The 24,542-nt window shown below is 51.8% G+C and carries 24 protein-coding genes; 12 read left to right on the top strand and 12 right to left on the bottom strand.

The window, feature by feature from the left end; translation table 11 throughout:
* Positions 1-245, bottom strand: a 245-nt coding sequence (locus tag BMY09_RS17080; RefSeq protein ID WP_139203200.1) for a helix-turn-helix domain-containing protein, incomplete at its 3' end; no start/stop codon positions are given.
* Between the two features lie 202 nt (positions 246-447).
* Positions 448-1,605, bottom strand: a complete 1,158-nt coding sequence (locus tag BMY09_RS17075) for a MalY/PatB family protein (protein WP_091360666.1) — start codon at positions 1,603-1,605, stop codon at positions 448-450.
* Between the two features lie 246 nt (positions 1,606-1,851).
* Here BMY09_RS17075 and BMY09_RS17070 point away from each other — a divergent pair, with 246 nt between their 5' ends.
* Genes BMY09_RS17070 through BMY09_RS17055 form a run of 4 tightly spaced genes read left to right on the top strand, consistent with a single transcriptional unit; the run spans position 1,852 to position 5,552 of the window.
* A complete protein-coding gene (locus tag BMY09_RS17070) occupies positions 1,852-3,390 on the top strand; it encodes a 2-isopropylmalate synthase (RefSeq protein ID WP_091360664.1) in 1,539 nt (512 codons plus the stop codon).
* Positions 3,391-3,438: 48 nt separating this feature from the next.
* On the top strand, positions 3,439-4,371 hold the full coding sequence (locus tag BMY09_RS17065; RefSeq protein WP_091360663.1) for a uracil-DNA glycosylase family protein: 933 nt from the start codon (positions 3,439-3,441) through the stop codon (positions 4,369-4,371).
* Entirely contained in the window at positions 4,361-4,831 is a 471-nt protein-coding gene (rimI, locus tag BMY09_RS17060) for a ribosomal protein S18-alanine N-acetyltransferase (RefSeq protein WP_091360661.1), read from the top strand. Before BMY09_RS17065 ends, rimI begins: the two co-directional genes overlap by 11 nt.
* 52 nt (positions 4,832-4,883) lie before the next feature.
* Positions 4,884-5,552 carry an energy-coupling factor ABC transporter permease gene (locus BMY09_RS17055; RefSeq protein ID WP_091360660.1) on the top strand — a complete coding sequence of 223 codons (669 nt, stop codon included), beginning with the start codon at positions 4,884-4,886 and terminating at the stop codon, positions 5,550-5,552.
* A gap of 191 nt (positions 5,553-5,743) precedes the next feature.
* On the opposite strand, the gene BMY09_RS17050 is transcribed toward BMY09_RS17055, so the two are convergent.
* Positions 5,744-6,295 carry a response regulator transcription factor gene (locus BMY09_RS17050; protein ID WP_091360658.1) on the bottom strand — a complete coding sequence of 184 codons (552 nt, stop codon included), beginning with the start codon at positions 6,293-6,295 and terminating at the stop codon, positions 5,744-5,746.
* Positions 6,285-7,559: an ATP-binding protein gene (locus tag BMY09_RS17045; protein ID WP_091360656.1), complete on the bottom strand. Its 1,275-nt coding sequence runs from the start codon at positions 7,557-7,559 to the stop codon at positions 6,285-6,287. The genes BMY09_RS17050 and BMY09_RS17045 overlap by 11 nt, the downstream gene beginning before the upstream one ends.
* Positions 7,560-7,750: 191 nt before the next feature.
* Here BMY09_RS17045 and BMY09_RS17040 point away from each other — a divergent pair, with 191 nt between their 5' ends.
* From BMY09_RS17040 to BMY09_RS17030, 3 genes are all read left to right on the top strand, one after another.
* Complete coding sequence (locus BMY09_RS17040; RefSeq protein ID WP_139203211.1) at positions 7,751-8,401, top strand: hypothetical protein; 651 nt, start codon at positions 7,751-7,753, stop codon at positions 8,399-8,401.
* 177 nt (positions 8,402-8,578) lie between these two features.
* Positions 8,579-9,511, top strand: a complete 933-nt coding sequence (locus BMY09_RS17035; protein ID WP_091360652.1) for a phosphatidate cytidylyltransferase — start codon at positions 8,579-8,581, stop codon at positions 9,509-9,511.
* A 14-nt stretch (positions 9,512-9,525) separates the two neighbouring features.
* Positions 9,526-10,191 carry a lysophospholipid acyltransferase family protein gene (locus tag BMY09_RS17030; RefSeq protein ID WP_091360649.1) on the top strand — a complete coding sequence of 222 codons (666 nt, stop codon included), beginning with the start codon at positions 9,526-9,528 and terminating at the stop codon, positions 10,189-10,191.
* Here BMY09_RS17030 and BMY09_RS17025 read toward each other — a convergent pair.
* From BMY09_RS17025 to BMY09_RS17010, 4 genes are read right to left on the bottom strand one after another with little or no spacing between them, the layout of a single operon-like run.
* Positions 10,188-10,829 (bottom strand): CDP-alcohol phosphatidyltransferase family protein, encoded by a 642-nt coding sequence (locus BMY09_RS17025; RefSeq protein WP_091360647.1) that lies wholly within the window; start codon positions 10,827-10,829, stop codon positions 10,188-10,190. The genes BMY09_RS17030 and BMY09_RS17025 overlap by 4 nt on opposite strands.
* A 12-nt stretch (positions 10,830-10,841) precedes the next feature.
* Positions 10,842-11,306, bottom strand: a complete 465-nt coding sequence (locus BMY09_RS17020) for a hypothetical protein (RefSeq protein WP_091360645.1) — start codon at positions 11,304-11,306, stop codon at positions 10,842-10,844.
* On the bottom strand, positions 11,296-12,639 hold the full coding sequence (locus BMY09_RS17015) for a phosphatase PAP2/dual specificity phosphatase family protein (protein ID WP_091360643.1): 1,344 nt from the start codon (positions 12,637-12,639) through the stop codon (positions 11,296-11,298). The genes BMY09_RS17020 and BMY09_RS17015 overlap by 11 nt, the downstream gene beginning before the upstream one ends.
* 12 nt (positions 12,640-12,651) lie before the next feature.
* Positions 12,652-14,436: a bifunctional alpha/beta hydrolase/class I SAM-dependent methyltransferase gene (locus BMY09_RS17010; protein ID WP_091360642.1), complete on the bottom strand. Its 1,785-nt coding sequence runs from the start codon at positions 14,434-14,436 to the stop codon at positions 12,652-12,654.
* Positions 14,437-14,773: 337 nt separating this feature from the next.
* Here BMY09_RS17010 and BMY09_RS17005 point away from each other — a divergent pair, with 337 nt between their 5' ends.
* Positions 14,774-16,354, top strand: coding sequence for a peptide chain release factor 3 (locus BMY09_RS17005; RefSeq protein ID WP_091360640.1), 1,581 nt, complete (start codon positions 14,774-14,776; stop codon positions 16,352-16,354).
* Between the two features lie 602 nt (positions 16,355-16,956).
* The gene (locus tag BMY09_RS17000) at positions 16,957-17,724 is read left to right on the top strand and encodes a TatD family hydrolase (RefSeq protein ID WP_091360638.1); all 768 of its coding nucleotides are present in this window, start codon (positions 16,957-16,959) and stop codon (positions 17,722-17,724) included.
* Here the strand turns inward: BMY09_RS17000 and BMY09_RS16995 are convergent.
* Together BMY09_RS16995 and BMY09_RS16990 are read right to left on the bottom strand one after the other, a co-directional pair.
* Positions 17,697-18,110 carry a hypothetical protein gene (locus BMY09_RS16995; protein WP_091360637.1) on the bottom strand — a complete coding sequence of 138 codons (414 nt, stop codon included), beginning with the start codon at positions 18,108-18,110 and terminating at the stop codon, positions 17,697-17,699. The two genes, BMY09_RS17000 and BMY09_RS16995, sit on opposite strands and share 28 nt — an antisense overlap.
* A 49-nt stretch (positions 18,111-18,159) precedes the next feature.
* A complete protein-coding gene (locus BMY09_RS16990; RefSeq protein WP_091360635.1) occupies positions 18,160-20,067 on the bottom strand; it encodes a beta-ketoacyl synthase in 1,908 nt (635 codons plus the stop codon).
* Between the two features lie 299 nt (positions 20,068-20,366).
* On the opposite strand from BMY09_RS16990, the gene BMY09_RS16985 reads away from it, so the two are divergent.
* Positions 20,367-21,020, top strand: coding sequence for a YiaD family glycine zipper/OmpA-like lipoprotein (locus tag BMY09_RS16985; protein ID WP_091360633.1), 654 nt, complete (start codon positions 20,367-20,369; stop codon positions 21,018-21,020).
* A 214-nt stretch (positions 21,021-21,234) separates the two neighbouring features.
* Here the strand turns inward: BMY09_RS16985 and BMY09_RS16980 are convergent, their stop codons facing one another.
* Together BMY09_RS16980 and BMY09_RS16975 are read right to left on the bottom strand one after the other, a co-directional pair.
* The gene (locus BMY09_RS16980; protein ID WP_091360632.1) at positions 21,235-21,645 is read right to left on the bottom strand and encodes a hypothetical protein; all 411 of its coding nucleotides are present in this window, start codon (positions 21,643-21,645) and stop codon (positions 21,235-21,237) included.
* Between the two features lie 279 nt (positions 21,646-21,924).
* A complete protein-coding gene (locus BMY09_RS16975; protein WP_091360630.1) occupies positions 21,925-23,145 on the bottom strand; it encodes a flagella assembly protein FlgT in 1,221 nt (406 codons plus the stop codon).
* A 128-nt stretch (positions 23,146-23,273) separates the two neighbouring features.
* Here BMY09_RS16975 and BMY09_RS16970 point away from each other — a divergent pair, with 128 nt between their 5' ends.
* Together BMY09_RS16970 and BMY09_RS16965 are read left to right on the top strand one after the other, a co-directional pair.
* Positions 23,274-23,975: a FlgO family outer membrane protein gene (locus tag BMY09_RS16970; protein ID WP_091360629.1), complete on the top strand. Its 702-nt coding sequence runs from the start codon at positions 23,274-23,276 to the stop codon at positions 23,973-23,975.
* Positions 23,972-24,469, top strand: a complete 498-nt coding sequence (locus BMY09_RS16965) for an LPP20 family lipoprotein (protein ID WP_245756619.1) — start codon at positions 23,972-23,974, stop codon at positions 24,467-24,469. Before BMY09_RS16970 ends, BMY09_RS16965 begins: the two co-directional genes overlap by 4 nt.
* The last annotated feature ends 73 nt before the right edge of the window (positions 24,470-24,542 follow it).

Genomic DNA, 24,542 nt, shown 5'->3' with positions numbered 1-24,542 from the left:
AGGGCCAGAGCTTTTATCGCTTGCTCTTGCCAATAAAGCGTTCGCGATGAGATGCGTTTAGGTCGACTTTTACGATCTCGAAGTCCATTGAGGCCTTCTTGATGATAGCGCCTGATCCAGCGATAGATCAGGCTTTTAGATACCTCGAAAAAGTCAGCCAGGTCGGAGACGGGCACATCTTCTTCAAGATGTTTTTTGACAATTAAAACTCGACTATGGAGGCTAGATTTTGCATTCTTGTGCATGGTTGTTCACTCCTCTGTTTAAAGGGCTATTGATTTCGCAACCAACAGCTTCCTATACAACCGAGTTGTGAACAACCTCTCTGAATTTCACATCTAGCCACGGCACTTTTCTGTCCGCTTTGTCGAAAGCGGACATCTGGTACCTATTCTTTTTCTAGCAAGTAAAACGAAGTTTTACGTCTAGCGACTCTCGCGAAGCGAGTTAGCCCCCTGGCAACTGGCTAAGCATCGCCCGGCGGATGCGGTCGACCGCTTCTATCAGCAGGCTGCGGGTGCAGCCAAAGTTGAGTCTCATAAAGCGGTCATCGCCAAAGTCCCGTCCCGGTGACATCCCTACGCCAGCCTGTTCAAAGAAGTGGGCGGGGTTTTCCAGCTTGGCGGCTGAGACATCTATCCAGGCCAGGTAGGTGGCTTCCACCGGGTTAAGTCTGAGCCCTGGAATCTGATTGATCTCATGCATCAGGTAGTCGCGGTTGCCTTTGAGGTAATCCAGTTGCTGCTGATGCCACTGTGCTCCCTCTTTGTAGGCGGCCATTGTCGCGGTATAACCGAGCAGGTTAACGTCGGGTACGATCCCTTTGCGTACCTGTTGAAACTGTTTGCGCAACCGGGTATCGGGAATGATGGCAAACGAGCAGCCTAAGCCAGCAATGTTAAAGGTTTTGCTGGGGGCCATCAGGGTGATGCTGTGGTTTGCTATCTCGTGGTTCAGCGAGGCCAGGGGGATATGTTTTAATCCCGGCTCCATAATCAGATCACAGTGGATCTCATCAGAACAGATGGTCAGCCCGTGTTTAAGGCAGAGATCAGCCAGTTGCAGCAGTTCCTCTTTACGGTAGACGGTGCCTCCCGGGTTATGCGGATTACAGAACAATAATAGTGTGGTGTTATCGGTAATCGATTGTTCCAGTGCGTCGAAATCGATCAGCCAGCGCTGCTGTTGTTCAATCATGGGCACAGTGATCAGACGCCGGTCAGATAAGCGGGGAGCGGACATAAAGGGGGGGTAGATCGGTTTGGCAGTGACGACCTCGTCCTGACTGGCCCCGACGCTGCGACAGGCCAGATTGAGACCACACACCAGCCCCGGTAGCCAGACCAGCCACTCCTCCTGAATGCTCCAGTTATAGAGTGTTTGCATCCGCTCGATAATCAGTTGGCTGAGTTCTGAGGGGGTGTTGGTATAGCCGAAGATGCCATGGTCGACCCGCGCCTGCAGTGCCTCTATCACTGCGGGGGGAGCCATAAAGTCGGTATCGGCGACCCACATTGGCAGGATATCGGTGTCGCGGTATTTCTCCCACTTCTGGCTGGAAGTTGTATGGCGGTCTACAGGTTGATCGAAATGATCATAGCTCATCGGCTGAATCCCTTTAGTTGAGAGGCTGACAGGGGCTTATTTGTATGTCATTAAGTTGCAAATAGCCATCAGGAAGTTATATTACTCAGTATCAGATAATATAGTGGATATGGCCTTAATTTTCCGGCAATTTTTTGACTGTAGCGTTACAGTCCCGCCCGCTGCCGATCCCTTTTCCAACTAATCAATACAGCTTGTTTGCCGCACCATAGAGAGTCGCAGCCAATCAGTTCCCGGAGTCCGCTCATGACCGATAATAACCGTGTAATTATTTTTGATACCACTCTGCGTGATGGCGAGCAGAGCCCCGGCGCTTCGATGACCCGCGAAGAGAAGCTGCGTATAGCTAAACAGCTGGAAAAAATGCAGGTGGATGTGATTGAAGCGGGCTTTGCGATCGCCTCGCCGGGGGATTTTGCCTCAGTTAAAGCGATTGCAGATACCATAAAAGACAGCACGGTGTGTTCTTTGTCACGAGCACTGGATGCCGATATTGATCGCGCGGGTGAAGCGCTGGTGAATGCCAATTCCGGACGTATCCATACCTTTATTGCCACCTCGCCGATCCATATGAAGTATAAGCTGCAGATGGACCCGGACAAAGTGGTGGAGCAGGCGGTCTATGCCGTTAAGCGGGCGCGAAACCTGATCAGTGATGTGGAGTTCTCGCTGGAGGATGCCAGCCGTTCTGAGCTGGATTTCATGTGCCGCATTATCGAGAAGGTGATCGATGCTGGTGCCCGCACGATTAATATTCCGGATACGGTGGGGTATGCCGTACCGGAAGAGTTTGGCCATACGATTCAGCAGCTGTTGCAACGGATTCCCAACGCCGATAAAGCGGTGTTTTCGGTTCACTGCCACAACGACCTGGGTCTGGCGGTCGCCAACTCGCTGGCAGCGGTCAGTGCCGGAGCCCGGCAGGTGGAATGTACTATTAACGGCCTGGGTGAACGGGCAGGTAATGCTTCTCTGGAAGAGGTGGTTATGGCGCTGCGCACCCGCCAGGATGTGCTGGGATTGCATACCGGTATCAATACCACGCAGATCGTGCCCGCCTCTCGGCTGGTCTCCAGTGTGACCGGTTTTCCGGTACAGCCGAATAAGGCGATTGTGGGGGCTAATGCGTTCGCTCATGAATCCGGTATCCATCAGGATGGTGTGCTGAAGCACCGCGAAACTTACGAGATTATGACCGCCCAGGATGTTGGCTGGAACGCCAATAAGATGGTGATGGGCAAGCACTCCGGTCGCAGTGCTTTCCGGGCTCGACTGGAAGAACTGGGCACCACTTTCGAATCGGATGCTGAACTGAATACTGCGTTTGCCCGGTTTAAAGATCTGGCGGATAAAAAGCATGAGATTTTCGATGAGGATCTGCAGGCGCTGGTGAGTGATACCCGTGCATCCCATTACGAGAAGTTTAAGCTCAGCAGTCTCTCGGTGACCTCCCAGACCGGTGAAGTGCCAGTTGCTAAAGTGACGGTCGTGGTTAGCGACGCTGAACACACCGCCGAAGCTGAGGGCAGTGGTCCGGTGGATGCGGCATTTAAAGCGATTGCCTCACTGGTTGGATCTGATGCCAGTCTGGAACTGTATTCCGTCAATGCGATCACCAGCGGCACCGATTCTCAGGGCGAGGTGACCGTGCGGCTGGAGAAGGGGGGGCGTATCGTTAATGGGCTGGGGGCGGATACCGATATTATTATCGCTTCGGCTAAAGCCTATATCCATGCGTTGAATATGCTTGAATCCACTGAAGAGAAAGCTCATCCGCAGGTTTAACTGACGCGTAAATTTCAGTTATCAGTTCAGGGTAAAGGGAACAGCAGAATGGAGCAGTCGCTACGAAATCAGTATCTGGAAACGCTGGGCATTGTCAGTTGGTTGCCCCGTCGACAGCTCCCCGGTGCCCGTCCCACCCCGGATTGGGTGTGGGAGTACTGCTGGCCGCAACCTGCATCGGCAACTGATGTTGCTGCAACGGGATCTGCTCCAATCCTTAAACCGGCTGATCGCGCTCATGCTGCTAAACAGGCCCGGGCTGAGCTGAGTGCCAGTTTTGGGGAAGAGCAGAAAGCAGTATCGGCCGGTAGTGCGTCTGCAGCCGCTGCGCCAGCCCGGCCTGAGGTGCAGGTGCCCCCTACAGCGCCTTCTGAAGCGGTTCCAGCAGCTGCGGCGGATATAAGCCTCTCTCAATCGGTGGATATCGATCTTCCCGATCCCGCCACACAGACGGAACAAAAACCGTTTAAGCTGGCCTTTATGGTATATCAGGACTGCCTGGTCATCGATTCTCTGCCACCGGTGTCCGTGTCAGCGCGGGCGCAACTGAACAGCGGGCAGGCCGATGCGCACCACCAGATTCTACTCGATAAAATTCTGCGCTCTATCGGTCTTAGCGGCGGCAGTGCGGCTGAGTTTTACACCCTTCCCTGGCCGATGTTTGCCAGCAAATCGCTGGATCAGGGGGCTGAACAGGCCCGCCTCACCGTGCAGCATAAACTGAAGAAAAGTTTGCAAAAGAGTCCGGTAAATACGGTATTACTGCTGGGCGAGTCGGCCGCCCAGATGGTGCTGGAACGAACTGAGCCGCTGGATCAGTTGCGCGGTATGCTGTTCAGTCTGCGTTCCAGCGTTAAAACCCTGGCCTCTGCCAGCCTTACCGAGATGATGATGGTGCCGGGCTGCAAGCGGGAGGTGTGGCAGGATCTGCAACCACTGCTCGATCACCTGGAAAAACAACTGGCTGGCGATGAGCGATAATCACCTGCGACCGCTTAAGGTCGACGATCTGTTGCAGCTGTCTGAGCTGCAGACCCTGTGTTTCGCTTCCCCCTGGTCTGAAACTCAGTTACACACGTATCTGTCTGGTCAGCGATATCGTTGTTATGGTATGTGGCAGGAGGCGCATTTGACCGGGTTTGCTCTGCTGTCAACGGTTCTGGATGAGGCCGAGCTACTGCAGATAGGGGTGAGCCCTGTGTGCCGTGGCCAGGGGCTGGCGACTGAGCTGATGGGTTATGTTCATGAGCAGCTTCACAAAGACGATATTCGGCGGAATATGCTCGAGGTGCGCAGCTCTAACGAGGCTGCCCGCAAACTCTATCTGCGGCTGGGTTATACAGAAGATGGTATTCGTAAAGGCTATTATCCAAGCGGAAATGGCAGTGAAGATGCTATTTTAATGAGCTGTAACAATCTTATTTTACCGTCAGCGCGCTAAACTCGACAGAACTCACTGATTAGAGAGTTTACTCAAGGGATTCGGCAACGTCATGAATTTAACCACAGACCTGATTACCGGCTTCTGGTTCTGGTTTGCCCAGGCCGGTTATTTTCTGTTGCTGGGGCTGGCGATATGGTCTGCGCCCTGGTCGACGCTCGTCAGCAACCGGCAGCTGCAACATCTGTTTCTGGGAACAACCGTCGGGCTGATGATTTTATGGCAGATGCGGGCCGGCATCTCGCCCGGACTGGGTATCCATTTTCTCGGGGTGACGGTGCTTACCCTGATGTTTGGCTGGGATCTTGCGATTCTATCCGCCAGTCTGGCACTGTTGGGGACTACCCTGATTGGGCGGGAGGGCTGGGACGGCTTCGCCGTGAACGGGCTCTGCACCGTCGTCATTCCTTCGCTGGTTAGCTATTATATTCTGCGTCAGGTTGAAGCACGGCTGCCACCTAACTTCTTTGTTTATCTGTTTCTCTGTGCTTTTTTGGGAGCGGGGGCGGCGACCCTTGTCGGCGGGCTGAGCATGGGGTTTCTGTTGTGGATCAGTGACGTTTACAGCAGTGATAAGATCTATAGCGAGTATATACAGATACTGCCTCTTATTGTTTTTCCTGAGGGACTGCTCAACGGCATCATCATGACCGGGATGATGGTGTTCTATCCTGACTGGATCCGCACCTTCGATGCTAAAAAATATATTGATGATCAGTAAAGGGATATAGCTCGATTGTCACAGGAAAAGTGATTTTTTAAGAGCCGTTGCTCGTAGCTCGACGTCACAAAGAGCTTCAAAAGCCGTTGCTCGATAAAACCCTTCTTTGTATTTGTAGGAGCGGCTTCCAGCCGCGATTGAACATTTTCACCTATTCTCGCGGCTGGAAGCCGCTCCTACAACGAGCAACGTTAATGCTCTTCCCTGACCGGCCGTTTTTGTAGTTTACGCTGCAGGGTGCGCCGGTGCATGCCCAGGGCGCGGGCGGTAGCCGAGATGTTGCCATCATGCTCTGTCAGCACTTTCTGAATATGTTCCCATTCCAGTCGTCCTACAGACATAGGTTTATCGGCTATTTCAATATCCGGGTCCGGCTCTGTAGCGTTCAATTTTGCGAGAATCTGGTCGGTATCGGCAGGCTTGGCGAGATAATCGGTAGCCCCCAGCTTGATCGCTTCAACTGCCGTAGAGATACTGGCATAGCCGGTCAGAATCAGAATTCTGATATCGGGGTTAAGCGCTTTCAGACGGGGAATCAGAGTGATGCCTGAGGCGCCATCCATCTTCAGGTCCAGAGTGGCAAGATCCGGGGTAAAGGTTTGTAACATCTCCAGAGCCTGTTCCGCTGAACCGGCCACTGCCGTCTCATAACCCCGTCGTTTAATTGCCCGGCTTAATACCCGGGAGAACGTCTCGTCATCATCAACAATCAGAAAACGCAAAGCTAACGAATCAGTATCCATTGTTATGCCCCTCTTTAATGACCGGTAGTTTAACTTCGGTCAGTGTTCCCCCTTCTGGGTGATTGAACAGCCGGACCTCTCCGCCATAGCTGTCCAGTGCGCTGGCAGTCAGAAACAGTCCTATGCCCAGGCCTTTACCTTTGGTGGTGATAAACGGGCTACCCAGTTGTTCCGCTTGCTCCAGAGGTATCCCCGGCCCCTGATCCAGAATAGTAAAGAGTATCTGTTGTGCATCAGACGATACCTCGATCTGCAGCGGTTTATCCGATGCATCAGCGGCATTATTCAACAGATTAATAAACGCCTGTTGCAGAGGGATAGAGCTGAGTATGACCGGATTACCACTGACGTTGATCACCGGGGGATTGAAGCGTGCAGTGGGGCGCATCAGCAACCAGCGGTCCAGAATTTCATCGAAAAATTGTGCGGCAGGCAGTGCGCGGGATTCCTGCTGCTCCTGCCTGACTGATTCCGCCAGGTGTTTCAGACGATCGGAACAGTTTTCCACCTGAGCCTGAAGGATCTCAATATCCTCCACAAGTTCCTGATCTTCACTGTGATCAAGTTTAATCTCATGCAGCAGGACCCGCATAGTCGCCAGCGGTGTTCCCATCTCATGGGCTGTACCGGCTGCCATGGTGGCCAGAGAGAGCAACTGCTGATTGCGCAGGTTGGATTCTCGTGCACGATTCAGGCTCAGTTCCTGACGCTGCAGATTCTCGCGGATATTCACAACAAACCAGGTGATCAGAATTGCTGTGAGAATAAAGTTAACCCACATCCCGGCAAGGTGCAGATTTAACAGTGCATCGGCCTGATGCTGATGCCCCGTATCCGGCAGGTTGATGGGGATAAAAAAGCGCATCAGCAGAGAGTAGCTGATGGTCACCATCAGTGCAGTCAGCCAGGTGTATTGTCGCGGCAGTGAGGTTGCACTGATAATCAGGGGGATTAGAAGCAGTGCGGAGAAGGGGTTGCCCACGCCACCCATCTGATATAACAAGCAGACATAAAAAGCGATATCTGCAACCAGTTGAAAGAAAAACTCCAGCTGGGTCAGGGGCATAGGGGAGCGCAGCCGCAAGAGTGACAACAGGTTAAGCAACGCCATCGCCAGCAGCGCAAACGCGATCAGCCAGAAATTAAGCGTGACATGCAGGCCAAAAAACAGGTACAGCAACAACCCGCTCTGGCCGAAAATAGTGACCGTACGGATATAACTGAGCTGCAATAGCTGATGACGGGTGTTGCTGGTGTAGTTCATAGCGCTAGCTTGGCAGAAAGCAGAATTATAACCAAGCGCCTTAAGTCATGAATGTGGCAGATTGTCGCACGTTGATTGTTTATCTTTGTCGCAAAACTGTTAAGTCACATTGCCTCCAACTATTGCTCTCTGTTGATCAGGCAATCACAATGTCTGCAGATAAATTTTGGGAGTCAATGGCTGAGCTTTTTATGCAAATGAATCCAGTTATTAAACGATTGCTCTGTTTAGTCTTTCTATTCAGTATACCTTTCGTCCATGCACAGAATCAGGGGGCGTTGACCTGCAGTTCTGATGAAGTGCCTGCAGTGGTTATCACCTATGAGCATTTTGTTACCCGTCTGATCGATGAACAACCCGACAGGAAGGGCCGTCAGGTGGTAATTGCAACAGCCGACGCCAGTTATTTTGAAGAAACCGGCGGGATGCTCACAATGCAGGCCCGGCAGCGGGGTGAAATAACCTACACCCCCTATCGTAAACAGCGCTGGGAAACCTCTGATGCGGAGTACACCTATCTCTCTGTAGGTAATATTGCCAGAGTCCGGATGCACCCGGTGACTGAAAAGAACCTTACCCCTTATAAACTGTTATCTGATAAAGGTCCTGTACGGACAATCGCAGATTATCAGTGCAACTGGAGTGAAGAAGATATGGCCGGGGTGCTGACGACGCAGCGATGCGAAGCTGTTTTTTACGGTTGGACAATCCCGCTCTATACGCGAAAAATAGCCCAGGGGCGGGACATTCTGTTTTCCGAAGCGACTGACATCAGCCAGCGTTGCGTTAAGAAGGAAAGCGTATATGTGCCTGAAGACAAGCCCTGGAAGTTTTCCGAATAAGGCGGTTGTAACTACAGTTTAACCACAGGGATTGTTTTAAATTCTTGCTAAGGAGATCAGGCGTGATCGCCACAGTATTATGTTATGTTTTGATTACAGTATACTGTAACGCAGGTAGAATTTAGCCTTTCAATATTAGGTACTTTGCGCATTTATTTAAAAGGATTTTGAAATCATATGTTTGGTGTACCGATTCACTCGTTTTATCTGATCCTGCTGGTGGTTATTCTGCTGATGAGCGGTAGCCTGATTAGCTATCGTATGCAACAGAAGCATCCTGATAAAGATTACACCGAACTCCGACAGCGGGTGCAGTCCTGGTGGATGATGATCGGTATTCTGTTTGCAGCACTGCTGTTTAATCAGACCCTGGCCATTGTCTTTTTTGGCTTTCTCAGTTTTCTGGCGTTAAAAGAGTTTCTTTCGATTGTACCTACCCGGCAAACTGACCGGCGGGTGATCTTCTGGGCCTATCTGTCAATTCCCGTGCAGTACTACTGGGTGTCTATTGGCTGGTACGGCATGTTTATCATCTTCATCCCGGTATACATCTTTCTGTTGCTGCCGGTACGGATGGTGCTACTGGGTGAAACAAAAGGGTTTATTCGTTCGGTGGGGATTCTCCATTGGGCAACCATGCTGACAGTCTTTGCTATCAGCCATATCGCTTATCTGCTGGTGTTGCCGGTAAAGAATGAGATGGCTGGTTATATCGGTCCGGTATTGTTTCTGCTGTTTATGACCCAGTTTAACGATGTCTGTCAGTATATCTGGGGTAAGCGATTCGGCCGGCATAAGATTATTCCGAAGGTCAGTCCGAATAAAACCTGGGAAGGGTTTCTCGGTGGTGTTGCTACGATTACCTTACTAGGAGGGCTGACTGCGCCGTTGCTGACGCCGTTAAACTGGTGGCAGGGGTTGATTGCCGGACTGCTGATCAGTGTTAGCGGTTTCTTTGGTGATGTGGTGATCTCTTCGGTTAAACGGGATCTGCAGATTAAGGATACTGGCAATCTGATCCCTGGGCATGGTGGGATTCTGGACCGAATGGATAGTCTGATGTTTACCGCTCCACTGTTTTTTCATTTTCTCTATTACAGTTATTACTGATTGGAGGGGAGACAATGGACAGAGCGATTAAAGTGCTATTTTTTGCATTGCTGGTCAAACCGATAGTGCTGTTGTTATTGGGACTGAATGTCCGGGGCAGGAATAACCTGCCGGATAGCGGCCCGGCCATCGTTATCGCCAACCATAACAGCCATCTGGATACGCTGGTGTTACTCAGCCTGTTTCCATTGTCGATGATCCATAAAGTACGTCCGGTGGCCGCGGCCGATTATTTTCTCGGCAATGGCGGTTTGCTCGCCTGGGTAGCGTTGAAATGCATCGGTATTATTCCTCTGGATCGCAGTGGTGGTGCCGATAGGGAAACATTGTTCAGTGGCTGTACTCAGGCATTGAATACCGGAGAGATTCTGGTGCTATTCCCTGAGGGCAGCCGGGGTAAGCCGGAGCAGCTGAGTCGACTAAAAAAAGGGGTGTACTATCTGATCAAAGAGCGCGGGGATATCCCGGTGGTGCCAGCCATGCTGCATGGTCTTGGCCGGGCGCTGCCTAAAGGTGAAGCGCTGCTGGTACCTTTTAACTGCGACGTGGTGATCGGTGAAAATCTGACGGATCGCGAAAGTGCCGCCGGATTTATGAACTCGGCGACCGAATCGTTTAAACAGTTATCCGCCTATTGCCTGACCCTGCCTGCTGCTGAAGCCGATGATGTGGCGGTTTAATCAGCTTCAGATGGGGTGTTGCTGTTAACCTCGCGCAGGGCTGATTTAGCGCGGTTAATAATGGTGACCGCCAGCAAAACGATAATCAGCAGTAATACTGCGCTACTCCACATTCCCGGGTTAACGCCCAGGGCATAGAGAAACCCCAGCAGACCAAAAAACAGTGCCCGGTCACTCTTACCGGAGGGGCCGTCATAGCGGCGGCTGGCACCGATCTGCACAGCAACAACGCCGATCATCTCGCTCATTACCGCGAGTAGTGTCAGGATAACCAGCAGTGGAATATTGATACCCGGCAGTGCGGCAAAGGCCAGAAACAGGGCACTATCGGACACGACATCGCCCATCTCATTGAGAATGGCCCCTTTCGGGGTCGACATATCATGTTCGCGGGCGAGCATGCCGTCGATATTATTCAGCGCCATGCGGATAAACATCCAGATGGGCACCGATAGCCAGGTGAGTGGCGATAGATTCAGTAGCAGCGAACCAAAATAGAGTGCGGCTGCCAGCGCAACAGAACCGGCCAGTGCCGCAATAGTGACCTGATTCGCTGTGACGCCAGCGGCTGCCAGGCGTTGCGTGATCGGGCGGAGAATATCGGAGAACGCACTTTTAAGCTGATAAACACTGGGCATGAATAAATCCTTTTAACAAGCGGCGCTGATTAAGCACAGAACCAGACTGAGTAGGGTCAGCAGCGATTGTACTATAGCCAGCCAGCACTGCCGAAAGAATAGTTTTCTGATGCCCTGTAGACGGTCACTCATCGTCAGGGTTATCAGTGAATCGGCTTTCGCCGGAAACAGGAACCGGAGTCCCTGATCAAAGGATTTCGCACCATGTTTGAGTAAGACTGGCAGTAATTTTCTATCAAGAGATACTCGCCAGAAGTAATAACTTTGCAGCAGCGCAATGAGTATACCGGCGAAAGCGATCAACCTGACCAGAAGCGAGCCGCCGAAAATAATCAACAGGCCACATAAGCCTGCCAGCACCGCAGAGATAAAACTAAGCGCATGAGTGGATGACAGGGCCGCCAGCAGCACCTCTGCTTTGACCTCCTCAGGTTTTTCGGCCAGCACCGTTTCGGTTGGGGATTGGTTAGTGATCATTATCGATCTCCATTGTCGGCCTGCTGATCTTATGGAGTAGTGCCCGATGACCTTCGTGGAGGATGCAGTCGGGTCTTATCTGGGTGATCATGTCCACAGCCTGCCCGACTGAACGGGCTTTATGGCTGTATAGCAGCCAGCCAGCAACCACCAGTGCACTGCGTGATAATCCCAGTGCACAATGCACCAGTACCGTTTTTTTGTTCTCAGCAAGGCAATTGAGTGTCTGAATCGCTGCCCACAGCGTTGCTTCATCGGGGATCGCCAGGTCGAGCATCGGTATGCGATATGTATGGTTGCAACGATAGCTCAGAGGCCGCATCTCGGCGGTCAGATTCAGGTGCAGGCTGGCGCCGCTGGTTTGTAACTCCTCCCTGCCTGGGACTTTACTCAGCCAGACCCCGTCGGTGACTTTTACACACCCCTGTCTGTGTCTGCTGAGCAACCGGGCGCTGAGGTGGGCGCCGAGCAGGTAGGGGGTCAATAGTATCAATGCCGGCAGCGACATCTTTTGATTATCATATTGAAAAACCGAGATGCCTAAACCCCAATAGGCCAGCGCCATCAGGGCTGTCGCCGTGGCTGGCCACAACAATAACCAGCCCCAACTGCCGATAAAAATCGCGCTGAGGCTCAGAATCAGGGTGGCGAAACAATAATATCCGGCCAGTTTGCTATTCCGCTGCCCTGCCCAGTGCCAGCGATGAGCAACCGGGGGAATCATGTACATCACCACTAGCGCAACGATAAGTCCCCCAATCACATCGATGACGTGGTGTTGCCAGGTGGTCAGTACTGAGATGCCGATTAATAGCATCCAGCTATGCATTAACAAGCGCGGCAGTAAGCCCCTGAGGTGTTGGCTGAAGGTGTACCAGATTAGCACCAGTAAGCTGATATGCAGAGAGGGCGCCTGATTGTAGGGCTTATCGAAGCCGGTTAGCAGATTAAATAATTCGCCATAGAGTCCATCGGTGGGTGGGCGGACAAAGGTGAATTCCAGCGGAAACAGCAGAAAACAGCTAACAGAAACAGCGGTAGCGGTTAGCAAGCGCAGAGCATGGCGATCAAGTTCGGCCTTGCTGGTGCAGAGAAACAATGAGATGCCATACAACAGGTCGATGGACATATAGGGAATGATGGTCCAGTCCCAGAAGGGGATCTGTGTCTCCCAGGCAAAGACATACTGCCCAACATCGCTGCGGCCCGCCGTAAACGCATTGGCAAAGCCGTAGCTGATAAAAAATGCTGGCCCGAGAAAGGCCAGCCAGAGTAACGCTCTGAGCCAGGGGCGTGGCGGTTGATCACCGAGCATGACGGATTCAGTATTCATCGCTGCTTCCGCTTAGCGTCGTTGAGCAATTGAGACGCTGAAGATGCCCCACTGGTCGATCAGCTGAGTACATTTTTCAAAACCAGCCTCGGCAACCAACTGGTCCATCTCCCCCTGTGAACGACAACGCATCACCCAGGGTTGATTGCTCTGGTGGCTGCTCAGCACCCGTGCGATCAGCTCCTGCTGCGGATGCCAGGGCTGGTTGGTGTAGATCAGATAACCGCCGGGTTTCACCGCGTCGGCCAGCCCGGCAAGGGATGACTGCAGCAGGCTGTTATCGCTGAACAGTTCATACAGTCCGGAAACGATGGCAAGGGACGGTTCTGGCTGTACTGCGGCTACCGACGCCTGATCAAAAGCATCCCCTTGCTGGAACGAGCCGAATCTATCCATGCCGCGCTGTATCAGCGCCTGGCTGCCTGCGGTCACATTGATATCGCTGAAGTCCCGCAGCAGGATACTATCGATATCATCTTTACGGGGAGCGATAGCATCCAGAATATAACGGCCATGGCCCGCAGCAATATCAACGATACGGACGGGTTGCTGGTTTGCCTGTAACTGATCGATGGCCTGATTAATCAACTGTTCCAGGTGAAGTTTGCGTAGCCGGATGCCACGCCAGCCAATGCTATTGAGATATACCCGGTCGATCTGCCTGCCCAGCCAGTTTTTCCCCTGTGGCTGGTTGCGATAGACATAATCGAGGGTGCTGCCGGAATCAAAGCCGGTCTCTTTACCTAACCGGTACCCCTCTGATAACTGTGCGCCCAGACCGACCATTTTCTGTAGTAGCTGCCAATAGGTTTGTTTCAGCCCCGTTTCTGCTGTGGCGAGACTTTTATAGTGCTGATAACCCTGACCCTGCTGATCTGATTGTCTCAGGTCGGGCTGATGTCGGGGCGTGTCAAAAAGTTCGCTGGTAAATTGGCGTATCTCTGTCAGAGCCTGCTCCCGGTTGAGTTCGCCCAGCGTGTCATGGAAAAAGCCGGGTAGCTCTATCAGCCGTTTGTTGCTGCTACCCAGACGTGCCGCAAATTCATACTGAGGCTGTTTTCTGACCACCCAGTCACTGCCAGATACCAGTGTCAGGGTTGGTGTGTTGATCGCGTGGGCGTCTTTAACAGAGCGTTCACCTGCGGCATAAAGGTCCAGCAACAGGTTGGAGGCGATGGGACGGGTAATCAGAGGGTCTGCGTTGTAGCTGCGAATTCTGTCAGGATCGTGGGTGAGCTGACTCGCTTTGACATAGGAGTTAACTGTGAAAATTCCCCCGAGTTTTTGCCGCATTGAGATCATCTGTCGGGCGAAGGGGATATAGAGTTTAATATCAAATGCGGGTGCCGCGAGTACCATCCCGCGAATCTCCGGGGCATAGTCATGTACCCAGGTTGTCAGCATAACCGCGCCGACACTCTGGCCTAACACGATGATCTGATCGGTTTTAAAACCGTGGGCCTCGGTGATATGGCGAATAAAACAGTCGATATCCTTCACCAGGGTGGCAAAGCTTTTGGCATGGCCCCGTGCGCCGGAAGACTGACCCAGCCCCCGGGCATCCCAGGCAAAGAAGGCGGTATCAGGCAGTTGCAGTTCATCTACAAGATGGCTCATTCGCCCGCCATGTTCGTGGCCCCGATGAAACATCACAATAGCACGCTGCGAATTGGTTGATTGTATAGCGGGCCAATAGCGGTAAAACAGTTCGCTGTTATCGTGGCTAAGGAGGGTGTGCTGCTCTGCACTACGGCTGATAGGAGGGGTCTCTTCCGCGATTATGACAGGCTGGTTCATCTGTGGAGTCCTTGGTTTATTAAAGTCGGCTTAGTCTTCCATGATCAGGCTTTGATGAAAGCTTAAATCGACGGAGTATTGTTATTTGCTACTCAAGGGCGAGAACAGGGATGTTGAGCAAAAGGAGGAGAGAGTGAGCGGTTGCCGGAGTGATAGTCCATATCATCATTTACTCCCTGCTTTCCATAGCAGCAAAGGGTAGTCTGTCAGAATAGATGGGTCAGTCAATAGCTTTCAGTTGTGGATTTGAGGCATATCAGGGAAAATAGCGCCCAATTATATTTTCTGGCTTCTGCCATGTAGTGTGCAGGGCTGTTTCCAACGTAACCGGATCTCTATGTCTAGTATCTCTAAGGAAGTGTCGATTCGTCGGACTTTCGCGATTATCTCTCACCCGGATGCGGGTAAAACCACGATTACCGAAAAACTGCTGCTGTTCGGAAACCTGATTCAGAAAGCGGGTACCGTTAAGGGTAAAAAATCTGATCGGCATGCGACGTCTGACTGGATGACGATGGAACAGGAACGGGGTATCTCGGTGACATCATCGGTGATGCAGTTTCCCCATAACGGGCGCATCGTTAACCTGCTGGACACGCCGGGACACGAAGATTTCTCTGAAGATACTTACCGCACACTGACGGCTGTGGATTCAGCTCTGATGGTGGTGGACGGTGCTAAGGGTGTCGAGGACCGGACGATCAAGCTGATGGAGGTTTGCCGTCTTCGTGATACGCCGATTCTCTCCTTTGTTAACAAAATGGACCGGGATATCCGCGACCCGATTGAGTTGCTGGATGAGATTGAAGAGGTCCTGAAGATTGCGGCTGCACCGATTACCTGGCCGATCAGTATGGGTAAGGATTTTCGCGGGGTTTATAACCTTTATACCGATACGATTCATGTGTTTACGCCGGGGCAGGGGAGTGTGATTCCCGATGATATCCAGGTACAGGGATTGGCAAGCGATGCCGCCCGGGAACTACTGGGTAATCTCTATGATGATTTTGTCGATGAGATCGACCTGGTAAGGGGGGCCAGCCATGAATATGATCAGGATGAGTATCTGGCAGGCCGTCAGACACCTGTGTATTTTGGTACTGCGCTGTCTAACTTTGGCGTGCGTGAAATGCTGGATGGTTTTGTCGAGTTTGCACCGTCACCGATAGCACGGGAAACGATCAGCCGGACTGTCTCTGCCGATGAGGATAAGTTTTCAGGTTTTGTGTTTAAGATTCAGGCTAATATGGACCCTAAACACCGTGACCGGATCGCTTTTATGCGGGTTTGCTCGGGGAGTTATACCCGGGGGATGAAGATGCGTCATGTGCGGATCAACAAAGATGTGAAGATCGCCGACGCGGTAACCTTTCTTGCCGGCGATCGTTCCAACGTAGAGGAAGCCTGGTCTGGTGATATTATCGGCTTGCACAACCACGGTACGATCCAGATAGGCGATACCTTTACCGAAGGCGAAGACCTGAAGTTTACCGGTATTCCCCACTTTGCACCGGAGATGTTCCGTCGGGTGCGGGCTAAAGACCCCCTGAAGATGAAGCAGTTGCAGAAAGGTTTGCAGCAGCTATCAGAAGAGGGTGCGGTACAGCTGTTCCAGCCGATCAACAAGAACGACCTGATTCTCGGGGCGGTGGGCCAGCTACAGTTTGAGGTGGTGGTGTATCGTCTTAAAGATGAGTACAAGGTTGAGTGTATGTATGAGCCGGTGACCATCGCAACCGCCCGCTGGGTTGAATGCGATGATGCCCGCAAGCTGGAAGAGTTCCGCCGTAAAGGGGGAGATAACCTGGCCCTGGATGGTGGTGGCTTGCTGACCTACCTGGCACCGACGCGGGTAAACCTGAGTCTCACCGAGGAGCGCTGGCCGGATATGCGTTTCCGGGCGACCCGGGAGCATTAAACACGAAAACGCGCCACTGGCGCGTTTTTTAGGTTCATCGCGCTTTATCGGGAAAGGATGCCTGCATATTTGATCTTCTGTGGATCGATACAACAGCTTAAAAGAGATTCACCACAGAGGACACAGAGGGCCACAGAGGAAAGCTTATAAATAGCGTTTCTCGGCGTTCTCTGTGTACTTAGCATGCTCTTTGGGTACTCTGGTAAAACATTCCCCTTATGCTTTTCAGCGTCACATATCCATACCTCCGCCTGCCGGTTGTGGAGCGGCATCCTGCAACGTCAGGAGTTCTTGCTTTTACCGCCTACAAAGGTCGCTTTGCCGCGATTTTAAATATCTGGAGAGGGCTCCAACCAACCGGGAAGGTATCAATACTTTCTGTATCCTTCCCCATAACATGCAAGAATATTTTTATGGGTGGCCAGAAAGGGCGTTCTACAAATAGATGTACCGACTTATAAACTTGATACTCCTGAGGAAGGCTCTTAAACTTTCACTAGCCACTAGCCACTAGCCACTAGCCACTAGCCACTAGCCACTAGCCACTAGCCACTAGCCACTAGCCACTAGCCACTAATCCGCGTCACACAGCGATTTATTCTATGCCGCTTATTGATACCCACTGCCATCTGGATTTTCCGGAACTGGCAGACGACATAGACAGTGTTCTTAAACGTGCCCGGGACAAGGGTGTGACGGGGTTTGTGGTGCCTGGTGTATCCGAACCTCACTGGAACCGTTTATTAACGCTGTGCGCCCGATATTCCGCGTTATACCCCGCGCTGGGTTTGCATCCCTGCTTCGATCATCCCGCTGTAGAGAGTGATCTGCTGCGGCTGGAACAGGAGCTTCAGGATCATCCCGAGTTGGTTGCGGTTGGCGAGATCGGGCTGGATCTGTTTATCCCCCAGGCTGATCTGCAACATCAACTCGCTTTTTTCGTCCCTCAACTCAGGCTGGCAGATCAGTTTGATAAGCCGGTGCTGTTACATGTTCGTAAAGCCCATGATCAGGTGCTAAAGCAGTTACGTCAGATAAAGTTGCAGCGGGCAGGGCTGGTGCATGCCTTTTCGGGTAGTGAGCAACAGGCCCGAGAGTACCTGAAACTGGGGTATAAGCTGGGAATCGGTGGCGCGGTCACCTATGATCGCGCGACAAAACTGAGAAAACTGGTGGCAGAGCTGCCGCTGGAAAGTTTTGTCCTCGAGACTGATAGCCCCGATATGCCGTTACTGGGGTATCAGGGGCAGCTGAACTACCCCGAGCGGGTGGCAAAGGTTGCCGCGGTAGTTGCTAAACTCAGGCAGGAACCGCTGGCTGACGTGATTGGGGTGACCAGTGCTCAGTCGATTAACCTTTTAGGGTTGTAGAGAGATTCTTCAATATGTTGGAGGGTTTTCCATACAGTATCGGTCTGTTTGTTGGCCCCAAGCCGATAGTAACGACCGTCTTCGCTTTCTTTTACTATCGGGTATTTAGCATTATCAGAAGTAAGTAGCATGCGAATCAGGGATTTTAGAGAGTTTTTTCCAGATAATTTCTGACTGTATGCCTCTTCGATCGGTTTGAAGTAGGGTAGTCCTGTGCCAATGAGTGTCATGCTAAGGCATTGTGTTGTATTCCCCCTGCAGTATTCATAATCCTTCAGGTCAACGGTGTAGTAACTGGTATCCGCCGGTTCAGACAGTTTACTGATGCTGTCCATGCATCCGGTCAGGGCCAGGGTTATAAGTAGTGCGGTGATAACTCTGAACATGTGATTTCCTGATAGTCTGTTGTTATAAGGCTGAAGTCTGAGTACCCGTTCAGTTCATATCGTCAAATGGGTTCTCAATATCAAGGCTGACGGGCTGGTTATAGCCAGGAAGCCTGATTGCCCGGTTACTGATCTCAAGGTCTTCACCCGCCAGCACGTTGTGGTCATAGAGATAGATCGGTCGGGTCAGCCCTTTAATGCTGTCCTGGTCGTAGCTGTTAGCCATCTCTCGAGTGATAGCACGTTTATCCTGGTAGCGATTGATCGCTTCCTGGCCATGACGTTTCAGTAGCATCTGCTCAGTAATATGGGGAGCCAGGACAACCGCGCTGGCATTATTACCACCAAACCCTTTGGAGTTCAGGATTATCGAGTCCATGCCTTGTGGGCCAACTTCAATATGCTGGTTGCTCAGATTAAGGTTGCTGTTGTGGATATCGCTGGCAAACTCAGGAGTGGTGGTGATGCCAGGGATATAGCCATACTGCCATACCCCCAGAGACAGGTTCATCTGGTCGCCACCGGCGGTTCCCTGAGAGTGGCCGATAAAGCATTTCAGTGCAGCCACTGTCCAGTTCTGAATGCCAAAGGCTTTCGCGGTCTCATTGATGACATGGGATTCAGTTACTCTGTTCTGCGGTGTGCTGGTGCCGTGGGCCTGTACGAAGCTGCGCTGATGCAGGGAGGTCTGTCCCAGCATGCTTTGTACCAGCGATGCTGCTTTGCCCAGGGTGATATAGTTGCCGATACCGGGGGCCGAGATCGATTTCTTGTGGCCATCGGCGTTGACGAACACTTCAGGAACTGCACCATAGATATCTGCACCCAGTTCAATAGCCAGATCATCGCTCATCAGAAGGGTGAACTGGGAAGACTCGGCGATCGTAAAACCACAGTTATTGCCAAAGGGACGACAGGCTTTACGGTAATCATCGCCACTCAGTTCGGCAAGGTTATCCAGTGCCAGAAGGTCTTTATCCTCTGCCAGTGCCCCCATTGAGCGAAAGCCTTCAATAACTTCCTGGGTCACCGGAGCATCACTGCCACCCACTAAGACCACCTTGCGGCGCCCTGAACGGATATCGTTTACCGCGTTGCGCAGGTTGTAAAGAAAGGTCGCACAGGCACCCAGTGAGCCGCCAGTTACGCCCACGCTGCCCAGGATGTACGCGTTGACAAAATCCGCTGGCATCTGCGCGTAGCCCAGTGGCATCTGTTTTGAGGTAGTGCGTTTACCGATAGATGGATATTTAGTCAGACCGCCAAACCCCAGATCATCAAGCTGACCGATGGAGTTGCTGGCGTAAACACCGATCTGATCGGGGCTGACGGCGGCGGCAATTTTATCCCAGGGTATTCCGGCAGAGTTGAGAGCATCGGAAGCCCCAAATACGGTCATCTGGATATTGCGGGGATGGTTGCGCGACTGATACAACTTGCCGGGTTGGAAACCACTGGGTAGCTGTCCGGCTGACTGGACCAGTGCTTCCTTAAAATCCGGAAAAATAACTTCCAGATCACCTGTCAGTGTCACTTCAATCTGAGTGGCAGACAGAGGCTTTACTGACCAGTTGGCAGGGATGTTCTGTGGCAGTTGGCGTTTGCGCAGGGTAAAAGTGATAGGCTCGGCAGCATTGATCGTAGCGGGTTTATTGAATGTGACGTTATGAACATCGAAACACTCTTTTTCAATCCGGCGAATCAGGGTGTTATTGCACACCTGCGGAGTAATTGCCTCCAGCAGTTCGCTGACAGGCGTCGGGTTTCCTTTCTGATCGACGTAACTGTTGTCTCTGTAGCCAGCCAGCCCTGTCAGGGTCGCCAGGTCAAGCAGGGTCTCGTTGCGCTTATCACTGCTGAGCTTATCGAGGATCAGGCGACGATAGCCATGGTGAAAGGAACTACGTCCGGCTGGGCTGATGCCGCCGAACCCCACGATGACTGGTAGCTGAGACAAGTGATAATCCTCGGACAGAATGATTCGATCGCAATACAAAGGTCGTACTAATGTGTTAAGAAGAGATTCTATAAGTTGTTGTAACCTGAGGCCAGATCTATATCGGGAAAAATGCCTCGCTAAGGTGATATTCAGCTTAAAAAGCGATAATTTGCTAATCAGATTGGCTAAGGGGGAACTTAGTTGGCAGAATAGAAACTAACCCCGGTTGAGATAAACGAGATCATCACAGGTTTTGTCAGTTCACAGTATCGTCTGAATCAGGCTGAACTTTTTCACAGATCCTCAAAGGAGTGATAATGAAAAAAATTATTGTTTTGGCTGGTGCAATCGCACTGGCGGGATGCCAGACAATGGATCCATACACTCAGGAAGCAAAAACCAGCAACGCCACAACAGGTGCCGGGATCGGTGCGGTTGCCGGTGCGGTTCTTGGGAATGCAGTGGCAGGCAAAGGTAAAAGAACGGAAGGCGCGATTGCCGGTGCACTGCTGGGCGGCGCCGTGGGTGGCGGTATCGGTTACTATATGGACCAGCAGGAGATGTTGCTGCGTCAGGAGTTGGAAGGCACAGGCGTTCGGGTGGAACGTATCGGCGACTCAATCCGACTGATTATGCCTGGCAATGTGACCTTCCCAACCGGATCTTACAATATTGACCAGGGCTTCTACCCAACCCTGAGCTCTGTCGCCAAGGTGCTGATTAAATTTGATAAGACCGTCGTCAATGTCGATGGTTTTACCGACAGTACCGGTTCGTTTGAAACCAATCAGACCCTGTCTGAGCGACGCGCTGCCAGCGTAGCCCAGTATCTGTCCAGTAAAGGTGTTGCACCGCTGCGCCTGCAATCCCGGGGCTATGGTGAGCGCTATCCGGTGGCCAGCAACGATACTGCTGGTGGCCGGGCGATGAACCGCCGGGTGGAAGTGAATATTCGCGGGACGCAGAAATAATTGCGGAGCAATTATTTCAAGACCGCCGCTTCGCGGCTCGCTAGAACGTGACTTCGTCACTCGCTAGACGGAAACTTCGTTTCCTTGCTAGAAAAAGCATAAAAAAGAACCGTCATTTGGCGGTTTTTTTGTGTCAAGTTTTCAATGAGGATTCATAGGGTTAACTAACGACATTAAGAAGATGCTTTTGATAACTTTATACAACTGCCATTTGTTACCTAAAGCCATTCTTGGTGGCAGGAAGCCATCGAAGAAAGCCAAGCAGCATAGATGCAAACCAATATATAAACATTGACACTCCAAACTCACGAAAACCAGCATCAAAATAATCCCGTTCAGAGACATAAATGATACCGACAACTATCGTACAGAGAGCAGAGTATGAGATGTCATGCTGCATAAGATTCTTGACGTTTATAGAAGGGTAAAGGCCATGAAATTTCTTCCTGTAGTACCTGTTTCCTACTATCACTCTGAGAATCACAACAGGCATGGCAATTAGAAGCATAATAACTAAATGGCCAAGTCGTTCATCATGTAACATTAAATCTTCTGGGGTTAATGCCTGATTAATTCTAATAGCCCAGTACAACGACAGGTAAGCAAATAAAAAAACAAATTCCATGTCATAAATTTTCCTAAGCAGCTCTCTGGACAATCCTTTGAGAAGGATTTGACATTATTGTAGCGGGCAATTTGACTCAGTTCAGTTTCTGATTCAAGTTATTGCAATGATCCACTGACTTTATAGCTCAAAGCAGTTCTAACAGAGCGAGCAATAAAGTTATCTCTTCTTTGCTTTTTCTAGCAAGAAAAACGAAGTTTTTCGTCTAGCTCCTAGCAAGCGACGCAGTCGCGTCTAGCTAGCCGCTTCGCGGCGGTCTGCCTGTTAAGCGCTTCGCGCTTACCAGGAAATCACGACATCATCCGGCTGTATATTGTAGATTGCACCATCTTCCGCCAGTCGGCCGATGGCGAACATCGGTTGTACTTCGGTGACGGTCATGGTTTTGCGGGTGTTGATAAGCTGTATATGGCTGCGCATATCGTCAGTATAGAAGTTTGATTTGCGGTACACCGTGAGTTTATCGCCCACCTTTATACCCGCCAGGGCTCCGGCATTGAACCAGAGTAGGTTATCTTCGCTTTTGGTGATGCGTGCAGAGAAAGGCATGCAGCGCAGTTCATCATTGAGGTCGGCAGCGACCTGATTCAGCAGTTCACGGGTTTGCTTGCCATAATCCTGACGCCAGAACTCAGCGCTGGCAAAACCTGGGCGGGCTTCGGGTTCGAGATTCCAGCGTCCGGCGGTGGCGTATTGTTTGCTGAAGAGCAGGGCGCCGGAAAAACCATCGTGGATATACAGGTCCAGTACCAGAGTGCGCAGGTGGCGTTTGCTGCGGTAATCGAGTCGGTTATAGAGGTCTACCAGAATATTGCGCTGTGGATCAATGACAGAGGAATCGTAGAGGCTGATATCACGAATGACGCCGGAGACGATATATTGGACGTCCAGTTGGCGGGTGTAGTCCAGTACGGTGGTCAGGGCACCGGCGCTGAGCTGGCGGGTGGGGGCGGTGGCTGGTGCTTCAAGTACGTTGAGCATACCGGCGTTGAGTGCCCTCAGGTTGCTGGTCTGGTTGATCTGATTGCTGAGCAGACTGCTGAGTTCTGTCGGCATATTGCTGAGCGCACCAAGACTGGCCTGTTGTGGATAGAGCAGGGGAAAGGCGGTTACCGCCACCGATTTCTGGTAGCCGTGTCCGGAGACGCCTGCGGCGCAACCCTCTTCGAAATCGATATCGGCGCGGACTTTGACCCAGAGCATCCGCCCCTGGATTTTCTCATCAATAATTTCGATATTGCTGACCATCCCCAGCGTGCTGACCTGCATATTGTCGATGCTCAATACTCCCTGATCGATGCTCTGGGTGCTGCTGACAATGGCGCTGGCCTGCAGAGAGGCTTGCTGGGTGGCATTCTTGATGGCGGCCTGGCGGGCAGAATCAATATCCTTGTCGAATATCAGTGCGCGTCCCTCTGCTTCCATCGTAACGGCATGCAGTGACAGGCTGAGAAGGCTGAACAAGAGTGCTGCGGCGATACGAATCATAGGGCTAAACATACTTTCTGGCTGACCGATAATACACTAAGGTATGCAAATTATTGATCTGTTGCAATACGGCAGGGACTGTTTAAGTGCCTGATTTATGTTAGTTTAAACGGATATTCAATTCTGGGTGTCGGGTGTCGATGAGATATTCTTTACTGCTTTGGTCTGTTTTGCTGGCCGGCTGTGCGCTGAATGAGCCGGTCCCTGTGGCGGTGCAGAGTGTAGATCCGCAGGCGCTGGAGCAGATGCGCGCAGCGGAAGCGGCGAATCTTGAAGCGCAGCGTGAGTTAGCCAAACATGAAGTTCAGGTGGTGGGAGATCAGCCTTCGGGCGCTGATCCGCTAAGCGAAGCGGTGGCGCAGATGGCGGTGCAGTTGAATGTTGGTCTGGCTGAGAATCGTATTAAGCGGCTGCCGATTGCAATTCTTCCCTTTGTGCAACTGGGTAACAAAGCCTCAGGAACGCCGACCGGTGAACGTCTGAGTGAGAACTTTATTTTTCAGTTACAGCAGCATGGCTATAATCTGGTCGATTTTCGAGCAGTTAGCCTGAATACGACTGTAAAAGATCCACTCTCTACAGAGAACCTGTCGGGTATTCGTAACCGTTTCAGAATCCATTTTGTGCTGACCGGTACCTACAGTCAGCACCCGGATGGCATCATTATCAATGCCCGGGTGCTGGACACCACCAGTCGTCAGATTATGGCGTCGGCCCAGACTAATATTCCCTCTGTACGCCTGGAAGGTGCCCTGCCGGGCTATGACCCGATCAAAGCGATGGATGATGGTATGATTATTGAGAATGGTACACGTCAACCGGCTTCGGAGAGTAAACAATGAATGCGGGCTTCTGGCGCTTCAGAAAGGGGCTGAAAAGCCTGATACAGGCGATGCTGGCAATGTTGCTGGTGATCTCTCTGGCGGGCTGCGAAACCTTTGTTGAGTCCACAAAAGATATTGTTTCGGCGCTGCCGGATCTGCCGCCCAGGGTGGATGATACGCCGATAGAACCCAACTGGGTTCAGGTGACGGGTTATGCTCCCATCAGTCTGCAGGAGGGGCAAACCCAGCAGCATAAGGTGCTGATGGCGATGAAAGCCTCAAAGCTGGATGCCTATCGTGAGCTGACGGCGCTGGTGCATGGGCAGTATCTGGCCGGGACTACATCGGTGAAGGATATGGTCTTACAGAACAACCAGTTTCAGGGGGCGGTAGCCGGCATTGTCCGCGGCGCACGGGTGGTGAAAAGTTATCCGGTGCAGACCGATGTTTACGCCACGATTCTGGAGATCGATCTGAATCAGGTGCAGCGTGCCTGGCAGGCCAGTCAATAGTTGCGGGGTGTGAGGGTCGTTTGGGTATAAAAAAAAGCCGGTCAAATCAGACCGGCTTTTTTATGAGCGTTGC

This window comes from Amphritea atlantica, from assembly GCF_900111095.1.
GTDB lineage: Bacteria > Pseudomonadota > Gammaproteobacteria > Pseudomonadales > Balneatricaceae > Amphritea > Amphritea atlantica.
This window is presented reverse-complemented; position numbering and strand designations above follow the sequence as displayed.